The organism is Bombilactobacillus apium (assembly GCF_013385145.1).
In the GTDB taxonomy this organism is placed as follows: domain Bacteria; phylum Bacillota; class Bacilli; order Lactobacillales; family Lactobacillaceae; genus Bombilactobacillus; species Bombilactobacillus apium.
The window spans coordinates 20,497-36,542 of record NZ_JABZEC010000005.1 but is presented as its reverse complement, the minus strand read 5'-3'; the positions used below and the strand labels follow the sequence as shown (position 1 = coordinate 36,542).

The 16,046-nt window shown below is 40.4% G+C and carries 16 protein-coding genes and 1 pseudogene; 1 reads left to right on the top strand and 16 read right to left on the bottom strand.

The window, feature by feature from the left end; all coding sequences use genetic code 11:
• Positions 1 to 9: 9 nt before the first annotated feature.
• The 4 genes and pseudogenes from HU830_RS06105 to HU830_RS06090 form a co-directional block, all read right to left on the bottom strand.
• Positions 10 to 1,242, bottom strand: coding sequence for an ABC transporter permease (locus HU830_RS06105; protein ID WP_176942893.1), 1,233 nt, complete (start codon positions 1,240 to 1,242; stop codon positions 10 to 12).
• A complete protein-coding gene (locus HU830_RS06100; RefSeq protein ID WP_228765843.1) occupies positions 1,239 to 2,075 on the bottom strand; it encodes an ABC transporter ATP-binding protein in 837 nt (278 codons plus the stop codon). The genes HU830_RS06105 and HU830_RS06100 overlap by 4 nt, the downstream gene beginning before the upstream one ends.
• Positions 2,076 to 2,584: 509 nt before the next feature.
• Positions 2,585 to 3,625 carry a zinc-dependent alcohol dehydrogenase family protein gene (locus HU830_RS06095; protein ID WP_176942892.1) on the bottom strand — a complete coding sequence of 347 codons (1,041 nt, stop codon included), beginning with the start codon at positions 3,623 to 3,625 and terminating at the stop codon, positions 2,585 to 2,587.
• A 104-nt stretch (positions 3,626 to 3,729) separates the two neighbouring features.
• A pseudogene (locus HU830_RS06090) lies at positions 3,730 to 4,314 on the bottom strand (SAP domain-containing protein); the annotation flags it as partial.
• A 197-nt stretch (positions 4,315 to 4,511) separates the two neighbouring features.
• Between HU830_RS06090 and HU830_RS06085 the strand changes: the two are divergent.
• Positions 4,512 to 4,811 (top strand): YjdF family protein, encoded by a 300-nt coding sequence (locus HU830_RS06085; protein WP_176942890.1) that lies wholly within the window; start codon positions 4,512 to 4,514, stop codon positions 4,809 to 4,811.
• Positions 4,812 to 4,979: 168 nt separating this feature from the next.
• Here HU830_RS06085 and HU830_RS06080 read toward each other — a convergent pair whose 3' ends face one another.
• From HU830_RS06080 to gatC, 12 genes are all read right to left on the bottom strand, one after another.
• Positions 4,980 to 5,483, bottom strand: coding sequence for a cysteine hydrolase family protein (locus HU830_RS06080; RefSeq protein ID WP_324196335.1), 504 nt, complete (start codon positions 5,481 to 5,483; stop codon positions 4,980 to 4,982).
• On the bottom strand, positions 5,480 to 6,391 hold the full coding sequence (locus HU830_RS06075) for an ABC transporter permease (protein ID WP_176942889.1): 912 nt from the start codon (positions 6,389 to 6,391) through the stop codon (positions 5,480 to 5,482). Before HU830_RS06075 ends, HU830_RS06080 begins: the two co-directional genes overlap by 4 nt.
• Entirely contained in the window at positions 6,392 to 7,186 is a 795-nt protein-coding gene (locus HU830_RS06070; protein ID WP_324196338.1) for an ABC transporter ATP-binding protein, read from the bottom strand.
• Positions 7,187 to 7,191: 5 nt separating this feature from the next.
• Positions 7,192 to 7,323 carry a hypothetical protein gene (locus HU830_RS09035; protein WP_267463548.1) on the bottom strand — a complete coding sequence of 44 codons (132 nt, stop codon included), beginning with the start codon at positions 7,321 to 7,323 and terminating at the stop codon, positions 7,192 to 7,194.
• Between the two features lie 226 nt (positions 7,324 to 7,549).
• Positions 7,550 to 8,605, bottom strand: a complete 1,056-nt coding sequence (locus tag HU830_RS06065; RefSeq protein WP_176942888.1) for a hypothetical protein — start codon at positions 8,603 to 8,605, stop codon at positions 7,550 to 7,552.
• A gap of 328 nt (positions 8,606 to 8,933) precedes the next feature.
• On the bottom strand, positions 8,934 to 9,236 hold the full coding sequence (locus HU830_RS06060; RefSeq protein ID WP_176942887.1) for a TipAS antibiotic-recognition domain-containing protein: 303 nt from the start codon (positions 9,234 to 9,236) through the stop codon (positions 8,934 to 8,936).
• A gap of 18 nt (positions 9,237 to 9,254) precedes the next feature.
• Positions 9,255 to 9,968 carry a DUF6994 family protein gene (locus HU830_RS06055; RefSeq protein ID WP_176942886.1) on the bottom strand — a complete coding sequence of 238 codons (714 nt, stop codon included), beginning with the start codon at positions 9,966 to 9,968 and terminating at the stop codon, positions 9,255 to 9,257.
• Between the two features lie 464 nt (positions 9,969 to 10,432).
• The gene (gene rlmD, locus HU830_RS06050) at positions 10,433 to 11,794 is read right to left on the bottom strand and encodes a 23S rRNA (uracil(1939)-C(5))-methyltransferase RlmD (RefSeq protein ID WP_176942885.1); all 1,362 of its coding nucleotides are present in this window, start codon (positions 11,792 to 11,794) and stop codon (positions 10,433 to 10,435) included.
• Positions 11,795 to 11,843: 49 nt separating this feature from the next.
• The gene (locus tag HU830_RS06045; protein ID WP_176942884.1) at positions 11,844 to 12,848 is read right to left on the bottom strand and encodes a diacylglycerol kinase family lipid kinase; all 1,005 of its coding nucleotides are present in this window, start codon (positions 12,846 to 12,848) and stop codon (positions 11,844 to 11,846) included.
• Between the two features lie 10 nt (positions 12,849 to 12,858).
• Positions 12,859 to 14,289: an Asp-tRNA(Asn)/Glu-tRNA(Gln) amidotransferase subunit GatB gene (gene gatB / locus HU830_RS06040; protein WP_176942883.1), complete on the bottom strand. Its 1,431-nt coding sequence runs from the start codon at positions 14,287 to 14,289 to the stop codon at positions 12,859 to 12,861.
• Positions 14,289 to 15,728, bottom strand: coding sequence for an Asp-tRNA(Asn)/Glu-tRNA(Gln) amidotransferase subunit GatA (gene gatA / locus HU830_RS06035; RefSeq protein ID WP_176942882.1), 1,440 nt, complete (start codon positions 15,726 to 15,728; stop codon positions 14,289 to 14,291). Before gatA ends, gatB begins: the two co-directional genes overlap by 1 nt.
• Complete coding sequence (gene gatC, locus HU830_RS06030) at positions 15,728 to 16,027, bottom strand: Asp-tRNA(Asn)/Glu-tRNA(Gln) amidotransferase subunit GatC (RefSeq protein WP_228765841.1); 300 nt, start codon at positions 16,025 to 16,027, stop codon at positions 15,728 to 15,730. The genes gatA and gatC overlap by 1 nt, the downstream gene beginning before the upstream one ends.
• Positions 16,028 to 16,046: the final 19 nt, after the last annotated feature.

Below are 16,046 nucleotides of genomic sequence, written 5' to 3'. Positions count from 1 at the left end.
GCCGGAGATTTACTTAATTGTTAACCCCCGCTTCAGGCTCTTGAATAAGCCTAATTCTTCGGTCTGAAGAATTAAACCGGCATAAATTCGCCCAATATAAAGCACCATTAAGAATAGAGAAACTACTAATAAGGCTAAGGAGATTAGATTTTCACCGGTACTGGCCGTTTGATTGATAATTCGAATGGGCATGAAGAAAGAAGATAAGAAAGGAATATAGGATAAAATCTTCACGATTAGATTCTCAGGTTGTTGGCTCAAAATAATTGCCGCAAAAAAGCCAAACATCACTAAGTACATCGCTGGCTGGACCGCTTTATTAGCATCTTCGGGCCGGGTAACTAAGGCTCCGCAGAGGGCTGATAAAACAATATATATTAAGACGCCGAAAACTAAATAGACTAAATTCCAAGACCAGAAATTATGCACCACTTGATCAATCAAATGCTGGTTATCCCGAAATAGTCGCCGAAATTGTTGAATCTGGGGGATCAAATTATAAAGTAAATAGCCTCCCAAAATATAAACTGCGATTTGCGTTAAAATTACCCCCGCAATTCCCGCTAATTTTCCCAGGAAATATTTCATGGCCGTCGTGCTGGAAAAAATAATCTCCATAATTTTGGTTCCTTTTTCCGAGGCAATTTCTTGGGCGGTAATCGTACTGTAAATCAACAAAATCGTGTACATAATAAATAGGAGCACCATAAACGAGATCAGATTTAAATCTTTATTAACGGAATTTTTCATTTGTAAGCTTCGCTGTCTGAAGGTTGGTTGCTGGCGAATAGCTTGTAATTGAGCCGGAGTTAATTGGGCTTGTTGAAAATTATTCGCTAACTGAAATTTTTGGGCAAGCAGTAAATAAGTCTGTTTTTCCCGATTATCTAGCGGGTGTAAACTAGCGTACTGAAACTCAAATTTTCCTTTTTGTTCTTTAATTACTAAATAACCAGCGATCTTGTCTTTGCGCGCTGCTTGACGCGCCGCCGGAAGATTCTTATATTGGGAAGTAGTCGCAATCTTGGATTTCTTTAATTCTTGACGAACCGCTTGACGAATTTGGGGGTCAGAACTAAGGACACTGACTTTGGGATCAGGAGCAGCCATCTTTTCCGATAAATAACCGACACCTAAGGAAAGCAGAGTGATGAAGAAAGGTGCTAAAATCATCAAAACAAAGCTCCAGGATTTAATTTGCCGCCAATAAGTTTCTCCGGCAACCACCAATAACTTTTTCATGCTTCTACCTCCTGCTTAAAAATTTCGGTTAAAGTTGGCGGTTGTTGATAGAATCCTTTGAGAAATTGCCCTTGACTAACGGCTGCATAAATTTCCGGACCAAACTGGGGATCGTCAATAATTAATTTGTAATGATCTTGCTCGATTTCAACAGATAAGACATGTGGCAAAGCCTGTAATTGGGCTAAAGACCAAGAGGTCCGTAATAAAATACGCGTTTCGCCAAAACTTTCCCGGACCACTTGAATTGGCCCCTGCAACTTTAACTTTCCGCGATGAATTAAAGCCAGATCATCACAGAGACTTTCCACACTATTCATATTATGATCGGAGAAAATAATAGTTGCGCCACGCTTTTTTTCTGCCAAGATGGTCTTTCGTAAAATCTCAACATTAACTGGATCTAAGCCGCTAAAAGGTTCATCCAAAATAATCAGTTTTGGACGATGAATTAAAGTACAAATCAACTGAATTTTCTGTTGATTTCCTTTGGATAATTTGGAAATCTTATCGGTTGCTTTTCCTCTAACCTGAAGGCGTTCTAACCATCGTGGTAATTCTTCCTTTACTTTTTTGGCATTCATATTCTTCAGATTTGCTAAGTATTTAACCTGTTCATAGACGGTTAACTTGGTAATCAAACTCCGCTCTTCTGGTAAATAACCAATTTGATCGTAGGTCTTTTCCGTCAATGGTTGCTGATTCCAAGTGATCTGTCCCTCGTAAGTAATAAATTGCAAAATACTATGAAACAAAGTCGTCTTGCCGGCACCATTTTTCCCCAAGAGTCCCAAGATTCTCCCGGTCGGCGCCACCAAGCTAATATCATTCAAAACTTGATTCGCCCCAAAAGATTTCTTAAGCTAGCTGATCTCTAACATCCCATTACTGCCTCCACTCCAACATTCTAATTTGTCATAACTAAAACGCTCTCTTTAAACTTTAGCTAATAATATAATTAAAAAATCTTTTAAAGTCAACTTGCTTTAGAGTATCACTGGCAGTAAGTCTCTTTTGCTGATTTATTTTGATACTTACTAGTTATCTTCAAAGCTTCAACCATTTGTGCCGATTATCCATGGCTGTTTCTGAGTTTTTCAACAGTCAGTTCTGCCCGCCCCCTCTGAATAATAATATTTTTGAAAATCCTTCTGTTTACCAAAAAAAGGGGCCTTCTCTGCAGATAATGATTATCGCAATCAAATATCTGAAGAAAGCATCCCCTTTCAACAGGTTAAGATCGAAGATCTCACCTAGTGAGCATAATTAGTGTCCGTATTTTAATTTAATAAGTAAATTTTGCCTTTAAAGCTAGTCTCCACCAGCCAATCCATCCTAATGCTTACTTAGCAACTGTGACTAAAGATTTAATCGCTGTCCGTTGATCCATAGCCTCATAGGCCGCTTGAATATCATCTAGGGCAAATCGTTGGCTAAAGACCTTACCCGGATGAATTTCGCCTCGCAAAACAGCTGATAAAAGAACTTTTTGATCATCGGTCGTCACCGAGGCAATTCCGCCCCGCAGACCAGTATTTTGCCAGAATAAATTGTTGGTATTCATCTCAGCTTTTTGAGGAATTCCCACCCGACCGACAACCGCACCCGGACGAGCAACTTTAATTGCTGTTTCGACAGATAATTCCGTTCCAACGCACTCTAAAACGGCATCCACCCCGGCTCCTTGGGTTAGCTCTAAAACTTTTTTCACGGCGGCTTCACCCCGTTCCGAAACAAGATCAGTTGCCCCAAAATTAAGGGCTAACTTTTGGCGATCGGCATGGCGGCTCATCGCAATAATCTTTTGGGCTCCGAGTAACTTAGCCGCAATCACGCCGCATAAACCAACTGCCCCATCACCTAAAACGACAACCGTGTCGCCGGCTTTAACTTCCGCACTAGTTGCCGCATGATACCCGGTCGCCATGACATCTGCCAAAGTTACTAAAGAATTCAGCATCTCATCTGAATAATCTTCGGGCTGCCCCGGAATCTTAACTAGAGCCCAGTTGGCATTCGTAAAACGTAAATACTCCCCTTGATAACCTCCGTTGCTTCCAGCTTCTTGGTTACTACAATTACCATCAAAACCTGCCAAACAGGCCGCACAATGTCCACAACCATGGGTAAACGGGGCAATCACGAAATCACCGACTTGAACGTCCTTAACCGCGGATCCTTTTTCTTCCACAATTCCAATCGCCTCATGTCCTACTAAACTAGGAGCGGCACGTTCGGTCAGACCGCGAAACCACCAAAGATCCGATCCACAGACACTAGCGCGGACGATTTTGATAATTGCATCGGTTGGTTTTTGAAGCTTAGGTTTGGGAATATTTTGTACTTCAACTTTACCGGCTTTTAAAAAGACTGCTGCTTTCATAAAAAAACTCCTTAAATGATAACTAAAAACTTTTCAGTGTAATTCTTCTTAATCTTACTGCCCAGAGTTATCATAATCCTTAGTCCCAACTCCAAGGCAAGCTTTTAATTTACTAAATCCTCTGGATTAAAAGATTGCAATAACTCAGGTCGATATTTTTTGGCTTGCGGAGACTGCTTTAGCTGTTGCCATAAGTTGGCAGCAACTTGCAAACGTTGTTCAAACTGCCGGGTCTGAGGATCCGCGAAAAAATCCCGAACGAATTGATTCCACTGATAAGTTTGTTCCTCAGCTAGCTGACGCTTTTTTTCTGGATTTTTTTGTAAGTGGTCAGCTTGCTCTAACAACTGGCCCAAGGTCAGCGTACAATCATGATCACGTTCGGCCTGACGCTTAATCATCGCCATTTCTTTAGTAAATTTAAATTGCTTAACTTGAAAATAAGACCCTAAAAACTGGCGCAAAGCAGCGTTAAATTTTAACCCTGCGTCCACTACCGGTGTCTGCAAAGTAATCTGATCTGCAGTTAAAGAAGGTGCCGTCTGCTTAACTCTTTTTGCCCGAATTTTTCCTTGGGGAATTCCGGATAAATACTGTTCTAGATAACTATTTAATTCTGCCTTTGTCCCTGTAGTTGGCAAATGATATTGGCGACACAAAGTTTGGAGATCAGTCTTATAGTAATAATGTTTGCGAAAGTCAGTTCTGTCATCTTTACCCTCTTCTTTTTAGTTACCACTTGATTCAGCTTTCTAAAATCGGTATTCTAACTTTAGAAAGTAAAAACACAGTTTGGTTGGTAGTCCAAACATAGCCTAGCTATCAGTATCCTTCCCCCTCCTTGGGATGTCCTGCTTTCGGTAAAACTTGAAGGAGGGATTTTCCCATGGTAATTCAATCTTGTCTCACAATTGTCTTCGATGGTGCTTTTTATCAGGCTATTTTCGAACAGCAAACTGTAAAAACTTACTCCGTAGCCCGTATTTCTCTAGGACCAACAGCCCCCACAATGCCTGAGATTTGGCAATTAGTCAATCAGTCTTGGCGACGGTTAGCCTTTCAAACCGTTGTTAACGTACCCACAACTAAGTCCCGACATTTGAACCCCAAACGCCGCCAACGCCAAGTCCAAAAAGAACTGCGCTACCCTCGTTCTTCGACTCGCGCTCAAGTAGTTTTACAATAGCAGTACGAACAAAAAAAGACTAAAAAGCGCCAAGAAAGCCGGCAACAACGCCGATCTCGCCAAGCGATTAAGTTCCAGCAACATCAAGCTAAACGCCGCTCTAAACATCGCGGACACTGATCTGAAAAAGCCCTTTAAGTTGTTTTACACCTGACTTAGAGAGCTTTTTTAGTCCTCATTAGGAAGGAAGTTAAGAAAGCGCTGATTCCATATTTGCTCATAAAAATTAATTAACTGGGTTGCCTTAAAGTTGGGGCGATCAAAAGTCGAACTTGCTCCTCCAACCATCGATAATCGATAGCCCAAATCACGGGCCACCTTGATTGTCGTATCGACACAATATTCTGTTTGTGCTCCGCAAATTTCTAAATCGGTGACCCCTAACTGCTGGAGCAAATCCTGTAAACGGGTTTTATAAAAAGAATCAGCATGAATTTTATCAACTAAGGAATCTCCGAGACGATAGTCTAGTCCTTCTACTAACTGCCAAGCGGCACTCTGTTTGGGTAAATCAGCATCATGGTGTTGAATCCAAATAACTGCTTGTCCCAACTGGCGGTGATGATCAATATGTTGATTAACTAAGGCCAATAGTTGGGGAAAATGATCAATCAGCTGGGGTTGTTGACAAACACCTGCTTGAAGATCAATTACTAATAAAGCCTGCATCATTTTTTCCTTTCGCCTAAAATATCTTGTCGTCTAAGCTTATCCAATTGGACAATTAGCCCATTAACAAGGAACATTACTCCCGCAAAAATGATTAGATAGCAAACTAGTTGTCCCGGTTGGATTAAGTTGCCATCAGGAAAGTAGAGTTGAACTCCATAACCTTTTTCATAACTATCTTGGGCTCCTAAAGGAGCATTTTGAAAGACAGTTGTTAAAGAATCATGCATCATGATTTGTTTTAATAAAGCGTTGATTCCCGTAAGAGGAAACCAAGTAATTAGATTTTGGACTGACTTACCTAGAGAAGCCATGGGAATATAAACTCCCGCTAAAAAACCAATCACGGTTCCAATAATCGTACTAAAAGAGACAAACTGGGAGTTAGTTCGAATGAAATAAATAAAAGGATAAATCATTAATAAAGAAAGGGTAGTACCAGCAACAATTAAAATCAGTACCTCAAAAGTTTCCAGCCAGCCTAACCATAAGGCCGTACCGCCGATGAGGGCAACTGCACTGATAAGGTACAAAAGCAGGGTAATTAAAGAACCAATAATCACCGCTGCGATTAGGTAAGCTAGTTCAATTTGAAACGGACTCAATAAGGTCTGGCGAAAATCTTCATCCCGCTTATGCTGGCGATCATCAACCGAAATTCCGTAAGCCCCTAAAGTGCTCGACATACAAGTGATCGCCACTAGGCCAGAGACCAGCCAATAATTGACCATTTTCCAAGTCTCTGCAGAAACTGACTTCACTTGCATCGCCGCTTTAATCCCATCAACTTGCATCTGTGCCAAAAAAATCTTATATAAAAGCACCAAAATCAAAACCGATAACAAAGAAAGTAAAAAAGCCATTTTATCGCGTAAAAAAACTCGAATATCCCGTTTAATTAAAGCTAGCATTCACCGTCCCCCCTGTTCTTGCCGGACATGAAGTAAATTCAAATAAGAACGTTCTAAGGTCGCGTGGCTAACTTGAAAGTCAATAATCTCCGTGATGCTTTCTACCAAATTCAAAACAGCAATCATCTGGGTCGGCATCGCAGCCTCAACCTTAAATCGTGTTGGCGTCACCCAAGTTATAGGATAAACCGGAGCCAATTGTTCTTTTAATAGTGGCCGCGCCTTGGTCGTGGCCACTTCAATTTCTAACTCATTTTGGGAATAATGTTGGATAAACTTCTGCACGCTTCCGGTATAGTCAATTTGACCTTGTAATAAAACTACAATCTCATCACAATCGGTCATTTCCTCCAGATAATGGGAGACTAAAATTAAAGTCAAACTTTGTTCTTGGTGTAAGCGGGAAATAGCTTGCCACATTGTCAAGCGAGTTTGCGGATCTAACCCCGTCGTCGGTTCATCCAAAATTAAAAATTGGGGATGATTGATCAAGGCGCGAGCAATCTCACATTTTCTTTTTTGACCCCCAGATAAGGAGCCAAAACGCTGGTCAAAAGTTGCCTTTAAATCTAAGTATTGATCAATTTCCTGTAAACGTTGCTCAATTTCTGGACTCTTAAGTCCGTACATTTTCCCCCGAGTTTCCAAATTTTCTTGGACAGTTAATAAAGGATCCAGGCGATTATCTTGAAAAACAACTCCCAAATTTTGACGAATAGCCTTGGAACTTAAACTCTGATCCTTCGCGCGCCAAGTAAAATCCCCACTAGTTGGCGCTAAATTTCCCGTTAAAATATTAATTAAGGTTGATTTTCCCGCACCATTAGGCCAATTAGACCGTAAAACTTCCCTTCTCGAAAATTTAACGAGACTTGCTTCAATGATTGCTGCGTCCCATATTTTTTAGTTAAATTTTGAATTACGACTTCCATAATTAAACTTGTAACCCCCCTCTGTTTAATTTTTATTTAACTATTAATTAAACTTATTTTATATTTATTTCTCTTCCAAAAATTAATGTTTAAGAACCTTTTAATTATTAACATTTGTATTTTAACCCTAAAATAATTTAATCACAAGACTAAACCTATTAGCTTTTCTCCACAAAAAAAGCCTCAAACTGCGCTTAAAACCAGCTTCAGACTTAATTTTTGTTAACTATCCCCAGCGACAAATCAGCCACAAGACGAAGGTAATTCCGGTTCCTAATAAGAGATTATTTTTAAAAACGGCTTTAATATCTTCTCCCAAACTGGTCAAGGGACGTCGTTTAGTTGTCAATTGCTTTAAAATAAAAATTAGCCATTCCGTTAAATAAAGGGCCAAAACACTGCATAAAAACAGGCCCAAAGCTAGATGCGGTTTAACCCCCGTCTTCCACATAACCGGGGTGTTATTGCTCAACAGGGTTACACCAGCCAGTAAGGTTAAGAAATTATACAAGCCCACCCGATTAAAATTCAAGAAAACTAAGATCAATAACATCAAGCTTAGACTGAGAATAATTAAAGCCCACAGACAATAACGTCCCCAACCACCAACTAGTTGGCTACGAAGTACGCTCAGGCTAACGAAAGCGACAATAGCGCCCCCCATAATTCCGGCATCGGCTTCCACTTTAATCTTGGTAAAGCCACTACTATGATCTTCCGGTTCATCTAACCACCAAGAATCATGAACTGCTGCCGAATAAATTAAAGTATATAAATAACCTAAAATGGAAAACTGGATAAAGGCTAAAGTTTCAGCAGCAATTAGCCCCCAGTTTGAAGTTGGGAGCTGCAAGAGCCAAGTATAATAATTACCTCCTAGTGTATAAATAAACTGGCCTAATAACAAATATACCAACAGGGTTAACGGTACCAAATATCTTTGAGCCTGATAAATAGCATCAACAATTGCTATGTAAAACATTGACAGAATATAAAAGATCCCTAGACAAATAGTAAATAATAAAAGTACATTTTGTAAATAAACCTTGCCCAAGGCAACTCCAGCTGACGGCTGACTCAAGACCTGGACTATTTTTTCAACTAAAAAGTGGGGAAACGATTTTTGAAAATGAAGTGGCGCAACTAATAGAGCTAGAAAAAGGGGATAGATGAGCACGCATCCCACCGCAAACCACCGGTAATTACCCGGGTGATTGCGGATCCGATCTGGGGCATTATCAGCTTCGTATTGTTGCCGTAATTTCTGCATAATAGTATTCACGATGGGAACTCCTTCAATAATTTACTTTCGATCAGTCCCCCAAATTAAATAAAAATCCCTCAGCAGTAATTTTACTGCTTTTAGGATTGAGATAAAACTAGGAAATCAGAAAAATAACTAAAAATTAAATTTTTAAGGCCCCGCAAACAAGATTTTTTACGGATCCTGCTGATTTCCAGCCGGAAAACTTGGCTTGGATCAACTCTTCGGCTTAAATTTAATTTCTGAAGTTCATTTTCAAGCCCATCCGGCTTGGAGTAATTGGTAAATCAAAGAAGATTCATCATCGTTCTTATAAAATCTTTAGATCTGCCATCTTTTATTAGACTTACGATCGGTTATCCGCGCAATAGACCTTAATTGCGGCCGCTACAAACCTAGCAGTCCCCACTCCCCCTGCTCGATCAATTGCCAGCGCAAAATCAGAATCTCGTTCATACGAGGGGCCCAGATCAGCCAAATCAGCCTTGGAACAAGGATAGAAATTTTGACTAATAAAATTTTGTAAAGTTCCAACTAACTTTTGAACACTTTCCTCAGCTGGCGCTTGCTCTTTTAACTGACCAAACTGTTCAAAAATGGTCATCATCGCTGCATTTAATTCTTGTCCAGCTAAAGTTTGCTTATTCATTCTCTCCTCGGCTTTCTTTTAATAATCCCCAAATTTACCTAAACGATTTAATCTCAGTAAGGATTCTAAATAATCTGGCAATGTTTCGTTTTTAAACCCTTGCCAACTCGTTAAAATCTTAGTTTGCTCACTAGCAATATCCCAGACTTGATAGCGATCATTAACAAAAGCCTGCAATTGCATCTGCTCAATAAATTGAACAAAACTATTATTGAACTGCTCTAACCAAAGAGCCGTCGTTTGATTAAGATAGACCTTTTGCATTGGCGTTTCCTGGCCTGAAAAATAAGCCTTTAGGTCAACTAATAAGTAATCAATTCGGTCCCGATACCGAACATAGCGATAAGTATTGATTGTTGGTGCCCGATGTTTAGGCCATAGAAAATGGAGATTCAAATTTCCTCGAATTTGGCGATAATCCTCCAACCAAGCCGCTGAATTAGCCTGATGCTGCATTAATTGTTTCCAACCACAAATAATATCGGCAGCTAAGCGAATTTCTTCTCCTGCAACTTGTTCCAATAAACAATAACCTTTGTGCGGCAATTGAAATTTATTACTCAAGGCTTGATACAAACTAGGATCTCTAGCATCACAATCTAGACAGAGTTGATCCACAATACTTGTAATTAATTGCGGATCATTAGTTTTCAAATCTTGATAATAGTCACTTTGATAAAATCTCTCTAACCGGGCCAAATTTTCTCGATAGCCAACTAGCTCGTTTTTCAAGAACTCTTTCCCCCAATCCTAAAAGCTCTGCTTAAAGTTTACATCCGCTGGCTAAAATTCGTCATATTTTTTCGATTAGTAAAATCGTGGCCATTAATTATGAATCTTCACCTGATAGTAATGGACTTCTTAATAGGCCTCATAAAGTCGTTAAAATTATTCATAGTATGTTTGGTAAACAAAATGGGGATAAATAATTACCCCTGACCTTAATTGATTGGTTCTCGATATGGCCCTCAATCAGCTACTGCTTTTATTATCTTTTCCAAAAAATAATTTTCAATCAAATAAAAATGAACCTCTCATTTCTGAAAGGTTCATCATCAATCTAATTTCAAATAAAACTGTTCCGTATGCCAGACAAGTCCAGCCACAATACCCAATAACTCAACTAAAAGTCTCCCAATCACTTATGGCCTTGTTAACTGTCCTGCTTTGCTACCGGTTCTAGTTTCAATCTTCTTCTATTTTCTTTCTAAGGCGATGACACTTTCCACATGTTTAGTTAAGGGAAACATATCCACCGGAGTGACCTTTTGAGCCTGATAATCAGCTTCTAAGAGCTGTAAATCCCGCGCTAGAGTTGCTGGATTACAACTAATATAAACAATTCGTTGCGGCTTCAAAGCCCGGATACTAGCGATTAAACTGGCATCTAGACCCTTGCGAGGTGGATCAACAATCAAAACATCAACAGCTTGCTTTTCTTGCGCCCATTGAGCCAAAACAGTTTCTGTCTTCCCCTGAATAAAACGAGCATTGTGGACATTGTTAATTGCCGCATTGGTTTGGGCATCGTGAACGGCGGCTTCAACAACTTCAATACCGACCACTTCGCGGGCTTGGTTAGCCAAACAAATTCCAATGGTTCCAATTCCACAGTAAGCATCAACGACCAACTCATCACCTTGAAGTTGGGCTGCTTCCAAGGCTAATTGATAGAGCTTTTGCGTTTGAACCGGATTAACTTGATAAAAAGATTGCGGCGAAATCCGAAATTGATGTCCCAAAATTTGATCAGTGATGTATTCTTGACCGGCGACTAATTCAAAACGCGATCCCAAAATGACATTGGTCTTTTTAGAGTTTACGTTAACATACAAAGACGTAATCTCAGGCTTTTGGGCCAATTGCTGTAAAAGCTGCGGTAAGAGCTTTGTTTTTTTGCTGGTTACTACTAAGACAACCATCATCTCGCCCGTGAAATAAGCCCGTCGAACCATAATATGGCGAATCTCGCCCCGATTATGAAGCTCATCATAACCCTTCAAGCCTATTTCCCGGCACAAATCACGAATTTGATTAATCAAAGTATCAATCTGGGGATCTTGAATTAAATAATCATCTAGGGCGACTAAATCATGGGAGCGACTACGGAAAAATCCGGTTGTTGCTTGACCAGCCACTGTCCGAACTGGAATCTGCGCTTTATTCCGATAATGAAATTGTTCATCGGCGCCAATAATTTCCTGAACTAAACCAGAATCTAGTCCCTGCTTACTCAAATTGTTAATAACTTGTTGTTGTTTAAATTGTAATTGTTGGGGATAAGCTAAGTGAATTAAGGGTGCGATTCCCGTTTGCACATACTTTTGTTCGAAGTTTTCCACTCGATAAGGTGATTTCTTAATAATCTTTAGAGTTTTCGCAAAACCATATTTGCGACCAACCTTAGTTACTACAGCCTCAACTTTTTCTTCGGGCAAAGCATTGCTAACAAAAAGCGAATAACCGTCAACTTTGGCTACTCCCAGGCCTTCATAGGACAAATCAATAATTTCTAAAGTTAAAACTTGGTTCTTGGTAACGGTAGTTGTTGTTTTCATAATACTCCTTATAAAAAATCTGCCCCGAATATTACGGTGCAGATTTTAATTACTTCTCTTCTTGGGTGAGCGAATTTACGCCTTCCACAAACTGTTGTTCCGCTTCCTGTTCAGCCGGGGTTTCCGAACTAATCGAATCATCGGGAATGGCATCAACATCCGCAAACATTTCCAAATGATGCTTGAGCACTGAAAAGTGCATTGGAGCATCCCCACCGTACTCGCCATCTAAATTGATCATCAATTGATGATCGTCGTTTGGACGAACATACAGGTGTCTTGTTTTGGTATAGATAATTTTAGAATCATTGAGATGTTTACCACCATTCAAAGCTTTGGCCACTAAAATTAACATTTCAGCAATATTAGCACCCTTAACAATCATCAAGGAAAACTTTCCATCCCCTAATTCGGCGTTCGGGTCAACTTGTTCAAACCCCCCCACGGAATTGGTTAATCCGGATAAAAATAAGGTTACATCCCCATTGTATTCACCATCGTCATATTCTATATGCATGTTCATTGGGCGAATCCGAGGCAACATTTCCGCACCTTTAACCAGATAAGCTAAATAACCTAAGATTGATTTATATTCTGAAGGTACCTGATAGGTTAATTCCGACATTGCTCCCCCACCAGCAATATTCATAAAATAATGTTCCCCAGCCTGACCGATATCCATCATCAAAGTCTGGCCCTTTAAGACTAATTGAGCTGCTGCGACTGGATCATTTCGCGGAATCTTCAAGGCCCGCGCATAATCATTAGTCGTTCCGCCCGGAATAATAGCCATTTTGGGACGCTTTTTAAGACTACTCAAACCATTGACTACTTCATTAAGAGTCCCATCACCGCCAGCAGCCATTACCAATTCAAAACCGGCTAAACCAGCTCGATAGGCTTCTTTTTGAGCTGATAGCGGTTCGGGTGTCGTTCGAAAAGCGCTAGCTTCATAGCCAGCTTGTTCCAAAATATCTAAAATATCAGCAACACTTTTAGCAATGGTCTCATTGCCGGAAGTGGGATTATAAATTAACCGAGCCTTCGCCTTCATCAAAATCACCTTAGCGTTTGTTTATTTCAGCAGTCAAAATCTGGTTGACTACCTTAGGATTAGCTTGACCGTGCGTTTGCTTCATAATTTGTCCAACTAAAAAGCCAAAGGCCCGATCTTTACCATTTTTAAAATCAAGAATTGATTGTTCATTGGAATCCAAAATTCCGGTAATAATAGGAATTAAAACTGCTGGATCAGATTGCTGAATCAGTCCTTTAGCTTCAACCCAAGCCCGCGGTTCATCACCTTGAGCAATCGTCTGGGCAAAAACTTTCTTCGCAATTTTAGAAGAAATTGTGCCATCTTTAACCAAACCGATCATGGTAGCCAAATGTTCGGGAGTTAATTTAGTTTGCGCTAACTCTAAATTGTGTTCATTCAGATAAGCATTAACATTCACCATTAACCAGTTGGAAGCTTGCTTTGGTTCTGCTCCTAGAGCAACCGTCTTTTCAAAGAAATCAGACATTTCCTTGGTATCCGTCAAGACTTGAGCGTCATATTCCGGAATTTCCAAGTCCTTAATATAACGTTGGCGTCTTTTATCAGGCATTTCCGGAATTTGGGCTTGAATTTCGGCAATCCAATCTGAAGAAATTTCGTAATCTGGTAAGTCTGGCTCTGGGAAGTAACGGTAATCATCGGCTCCTTCTTTGACCCGCATCAAAATGGTCGAAGCAGTTGCTTCATCATAACGACGAGTTTCCGGTTGGATTTCTCCACCAGCCCGTAAAATTTGGGCTTGCCGTTTAACTTCATAATCCAAACCATTACGCACATGTTTAAAGGAGTTTAAGTTCTTTAATTCGACTTTTTGTCCTAATTTATCGGAACCAATCGGACGAATCGAAATATTAGTGTCGACCCGCATCGATCCTTCTTCCATCTTCACATCAGAAGCACCAGTAAATTGAATGATTTGTCGGAGTTTTTCAAGATAAGCATAAGCTTCTTCCGGTGAAGACATATCTGGCTTTGAAACAATTTCCACTAGCGGTGTCCCCTGACGGTTCAAGTCCACCAAGGAATAGCCCCCCCGACCGTGAAAGTTCTTGCCGGCATCTTCTTCAATATGCAGTTCTTCAATTCCGATCTTCTTCTTTTGATCATCAATTTCTATTTCTACCCAGCCATCATGTCCTAAAGGTTTTTCCTTTTGGGTAATCTGGTAAGCCTTGGGGTTATCCGGGTAAAAATAGTTTTTCCGATCGAAATGCGTTTCTTGTTCAATCTCCGCATTTAAAGCCAAACCAGCCATAATTCCCAAACGGTACGCATTTTTATTCAGGACAGGTAAAGTCCCAGGAAAACCAAAGTCAATGACATTGGTTTGGGTATTCGGTTCAGCTCCGTAAGAAACGGGCGACGGACTAAAGATTTTAGTTAAAGTTTTTAATTCTACATGGACTTCTAAACCAATCGTAGTTTCAAAATTCATTAATTTTGGCCTCCAATCAACGGACGATTTTGTAAAAAGTCAGTTTCATTTTCTAAAACTTGGGCCGCATTAAAGATAGTCTGTTCGGCAAAAGGACGGGCAATTAATTGAACCCCTACCGGCATTCCTGCACTTAGACCCACGGGTACTGAAGCTGCTGGTAAACCAGCTAAGTTTGCAGGAATCGTTAGGATATCATTCATGTACATAACAACGGGATCATCAATCCGCGAATTCAAATCAAAAGCGGTTGTCGGAGTGGTTGGTCCAACGATTAAATCGTAATCTGCAAAGATTTTATCAAATTCTTGAATCAATAAGGTCCGAACTTGCGCTGCCTTAGTAAAGTAAGCGTCGAAATACCCAGCTGATAAAGCAAAGGTTCCTAACATAATCCGCCGTTGAACTTCTGGACCAAAACCTTGCGTCCGAGACTTAACATAAACCTCTTCCAAGTTATGAGCGTCACTAGCCCGATAACCATAACGAATTCCATCGTAACGTTGTAAGTTCGACGAAGCTTCACTGGAAGCAATAATATAATAAGCCGGAACAGAATATTTGGTATGAGGGAGATGAACTTCATCGACCTGAGCCCCTTGTTGAACCAAGAGATCGATGGCCTTTTGAACTTCAGCCTTAACCCCACCGTCAACTCCGGAACCCATGAATTCAGCTGGAACAGCAATCTTCATTCCGCGAACATCAGCCTTTAAGTCGCCGACAAAATCAGGAACGTCCGTAGCAGAACTAGTGCTATCGTGTTCATCATAGCCACTCATCGTCTGTAAAATTTGAGCTGAATCAGCAACATGACGGGATAAAACTCCCACTTGGTCTAAGCTGGAACTAAAAGCGATCACGCCCCAACGAGAAACTCGCCCATAAGTCGGTTTAATCCCAAAAACCCCGTTAAAGGCTGCCGGTTGGCGAACTGAACCCCCGGTATCAGTTCCTAAAGCTGCTAAGACTTGCCCTGCAGCAACCGCGGCTGCGGAACCACCGGAAGAACCGCCAGGAACCTTATTGGTATCCCAAGGATTTTTTACCGCGCCAAAATAGGAAGTTTCACTAGAAGAACCCATTGCGAATTCATCCATATTTGTCTTCCCAATATTAACCATTCCCGCTTTTAATAATTTAGTCGTCACGGTTGATTCATAAACGGACTGAAAATTAGCTAACATTTTGCTGGCAGCCGTTGTTTTCAACTCTTTAGTTAAAATATTATCTTTAATGGCTAAGGGAATTCCCGCCAAAACTTGATCTGAAATTTCTGTTGGAACTGTTGCTGCTTCATTAACCGCAATAAAAGAATTTAAAGTCGGATTCGTAGCTTTAATCTGGTCAAGCGTAGCTTGTTTCAACTCCGCCGCGCTCAATTTTTTTTCTTGCAACTTTTGGTGTAAAGAAGCAATCGTTTCATCAAAATAATTCACTAGTCATCCTCCCCCTGATCTAAAATTGCTGGTACTTTAATCAAACCTTGATCCTGTTCGGGGACATTAGCTAACAATTCTTGGCGAGAATTATCCTTTTGCGGAACATCAGCTCTAAAGGTCGACTTTTGCCGGGCAATGTGGGTCGTTGGCTTTACTCCCGTTGTCTCGACTTGAGATAACTGGTCCTCCATCTGAATAATTTTATCTAGCTGGCCGGTAAATTTTTCCAAAGTTGCATCATCAAATTGCAACTTGGCTAAACCAGCGACATGAGCTACAAGATCTTTATCAAGCATCAAATCATCCTTCCTACTA

Excerpts from the sequence above, each read along its gene's own strand:
- HU830_RS06080 (WP_324196335.1), bottom strand. The coding sequence starts at position 5,483 with ATGATGCAGGCTTTATTAGTAATTGATCTTCAAGCAGGTGTTTGTCAA.
- rlmD (WP_176942885.1), bottom strand. The coding sequence starts at position 11,794 with ATGAAAACAACAACTACCGTTACCAAGAACCAAGTTTTAACTTTAGAA.
- HU830_RS06085 (WP_176942890.1), top strand. The coding sequence starts at position 4,512 with ATGGTAATTCAATCTTGTCTCACAATTGTCTTCGATGGTGCTTTTTAT.
- HU830_RS06095 (WP_176942892.1), bottom strand. The coding sequence starts at position 3,625 with ATGAAAGCAGCAGTCTTTTTAAAAGCCGGTAAAGTTGAAGTACAAAAT.
- HU830_RS06105 (WP_176942893.1), bottom strand. The coding sequence starts at position 1,242 with ATGAAAAAGTTATTGGTGGTTGCCGGAGAAACTTATTGGCGGCAAATT.
- gatC (WP_228765841.1), bottom strand. The coding sequence starts at position 16,027 with ATGCTTGATAAAGATCTTGTAGCTCATGTCGCTGGTTTAGCCAAGTTG.
- HU830_RS06060 (WP_176942887.1), bottom strand. The coding sequence starts at position 9,236 with ATGAATAAGCAAACTTTAGCTGGACAAGAATTAAATGCAGCGATGATG.
- HU830_RS06045 (WP_176942884.1), bottom strand. The coding sequence starts at position 12,848 with ATGAAGGCGAAGGCTCGGTTAATTTATAATCCCACTTCCGGCAATGAG.
- gatB (WP_176942883.1), bottom strand. The coding sequence starts at position 14,289 with ATGAATTTTGAAACTACGATTGGTTTAGAAGTCCATGTAGAATTAAAA.
- HU830_RS06075 (WP_176942889.1), bottom strand. The coding sequence starts at position 6,391 with ATGCTAGCTTTAATTAAACGGGATATTCGAGTTTTTTTACGCGATAAA.
- HU830_RS09035 (WP_267463548.1), bottom strand. The coding sequence starts at position 7,323 with ATGGAAGTCGTAATTCAAAATTTAACTAAAAAATATGGGACGCAGCAA.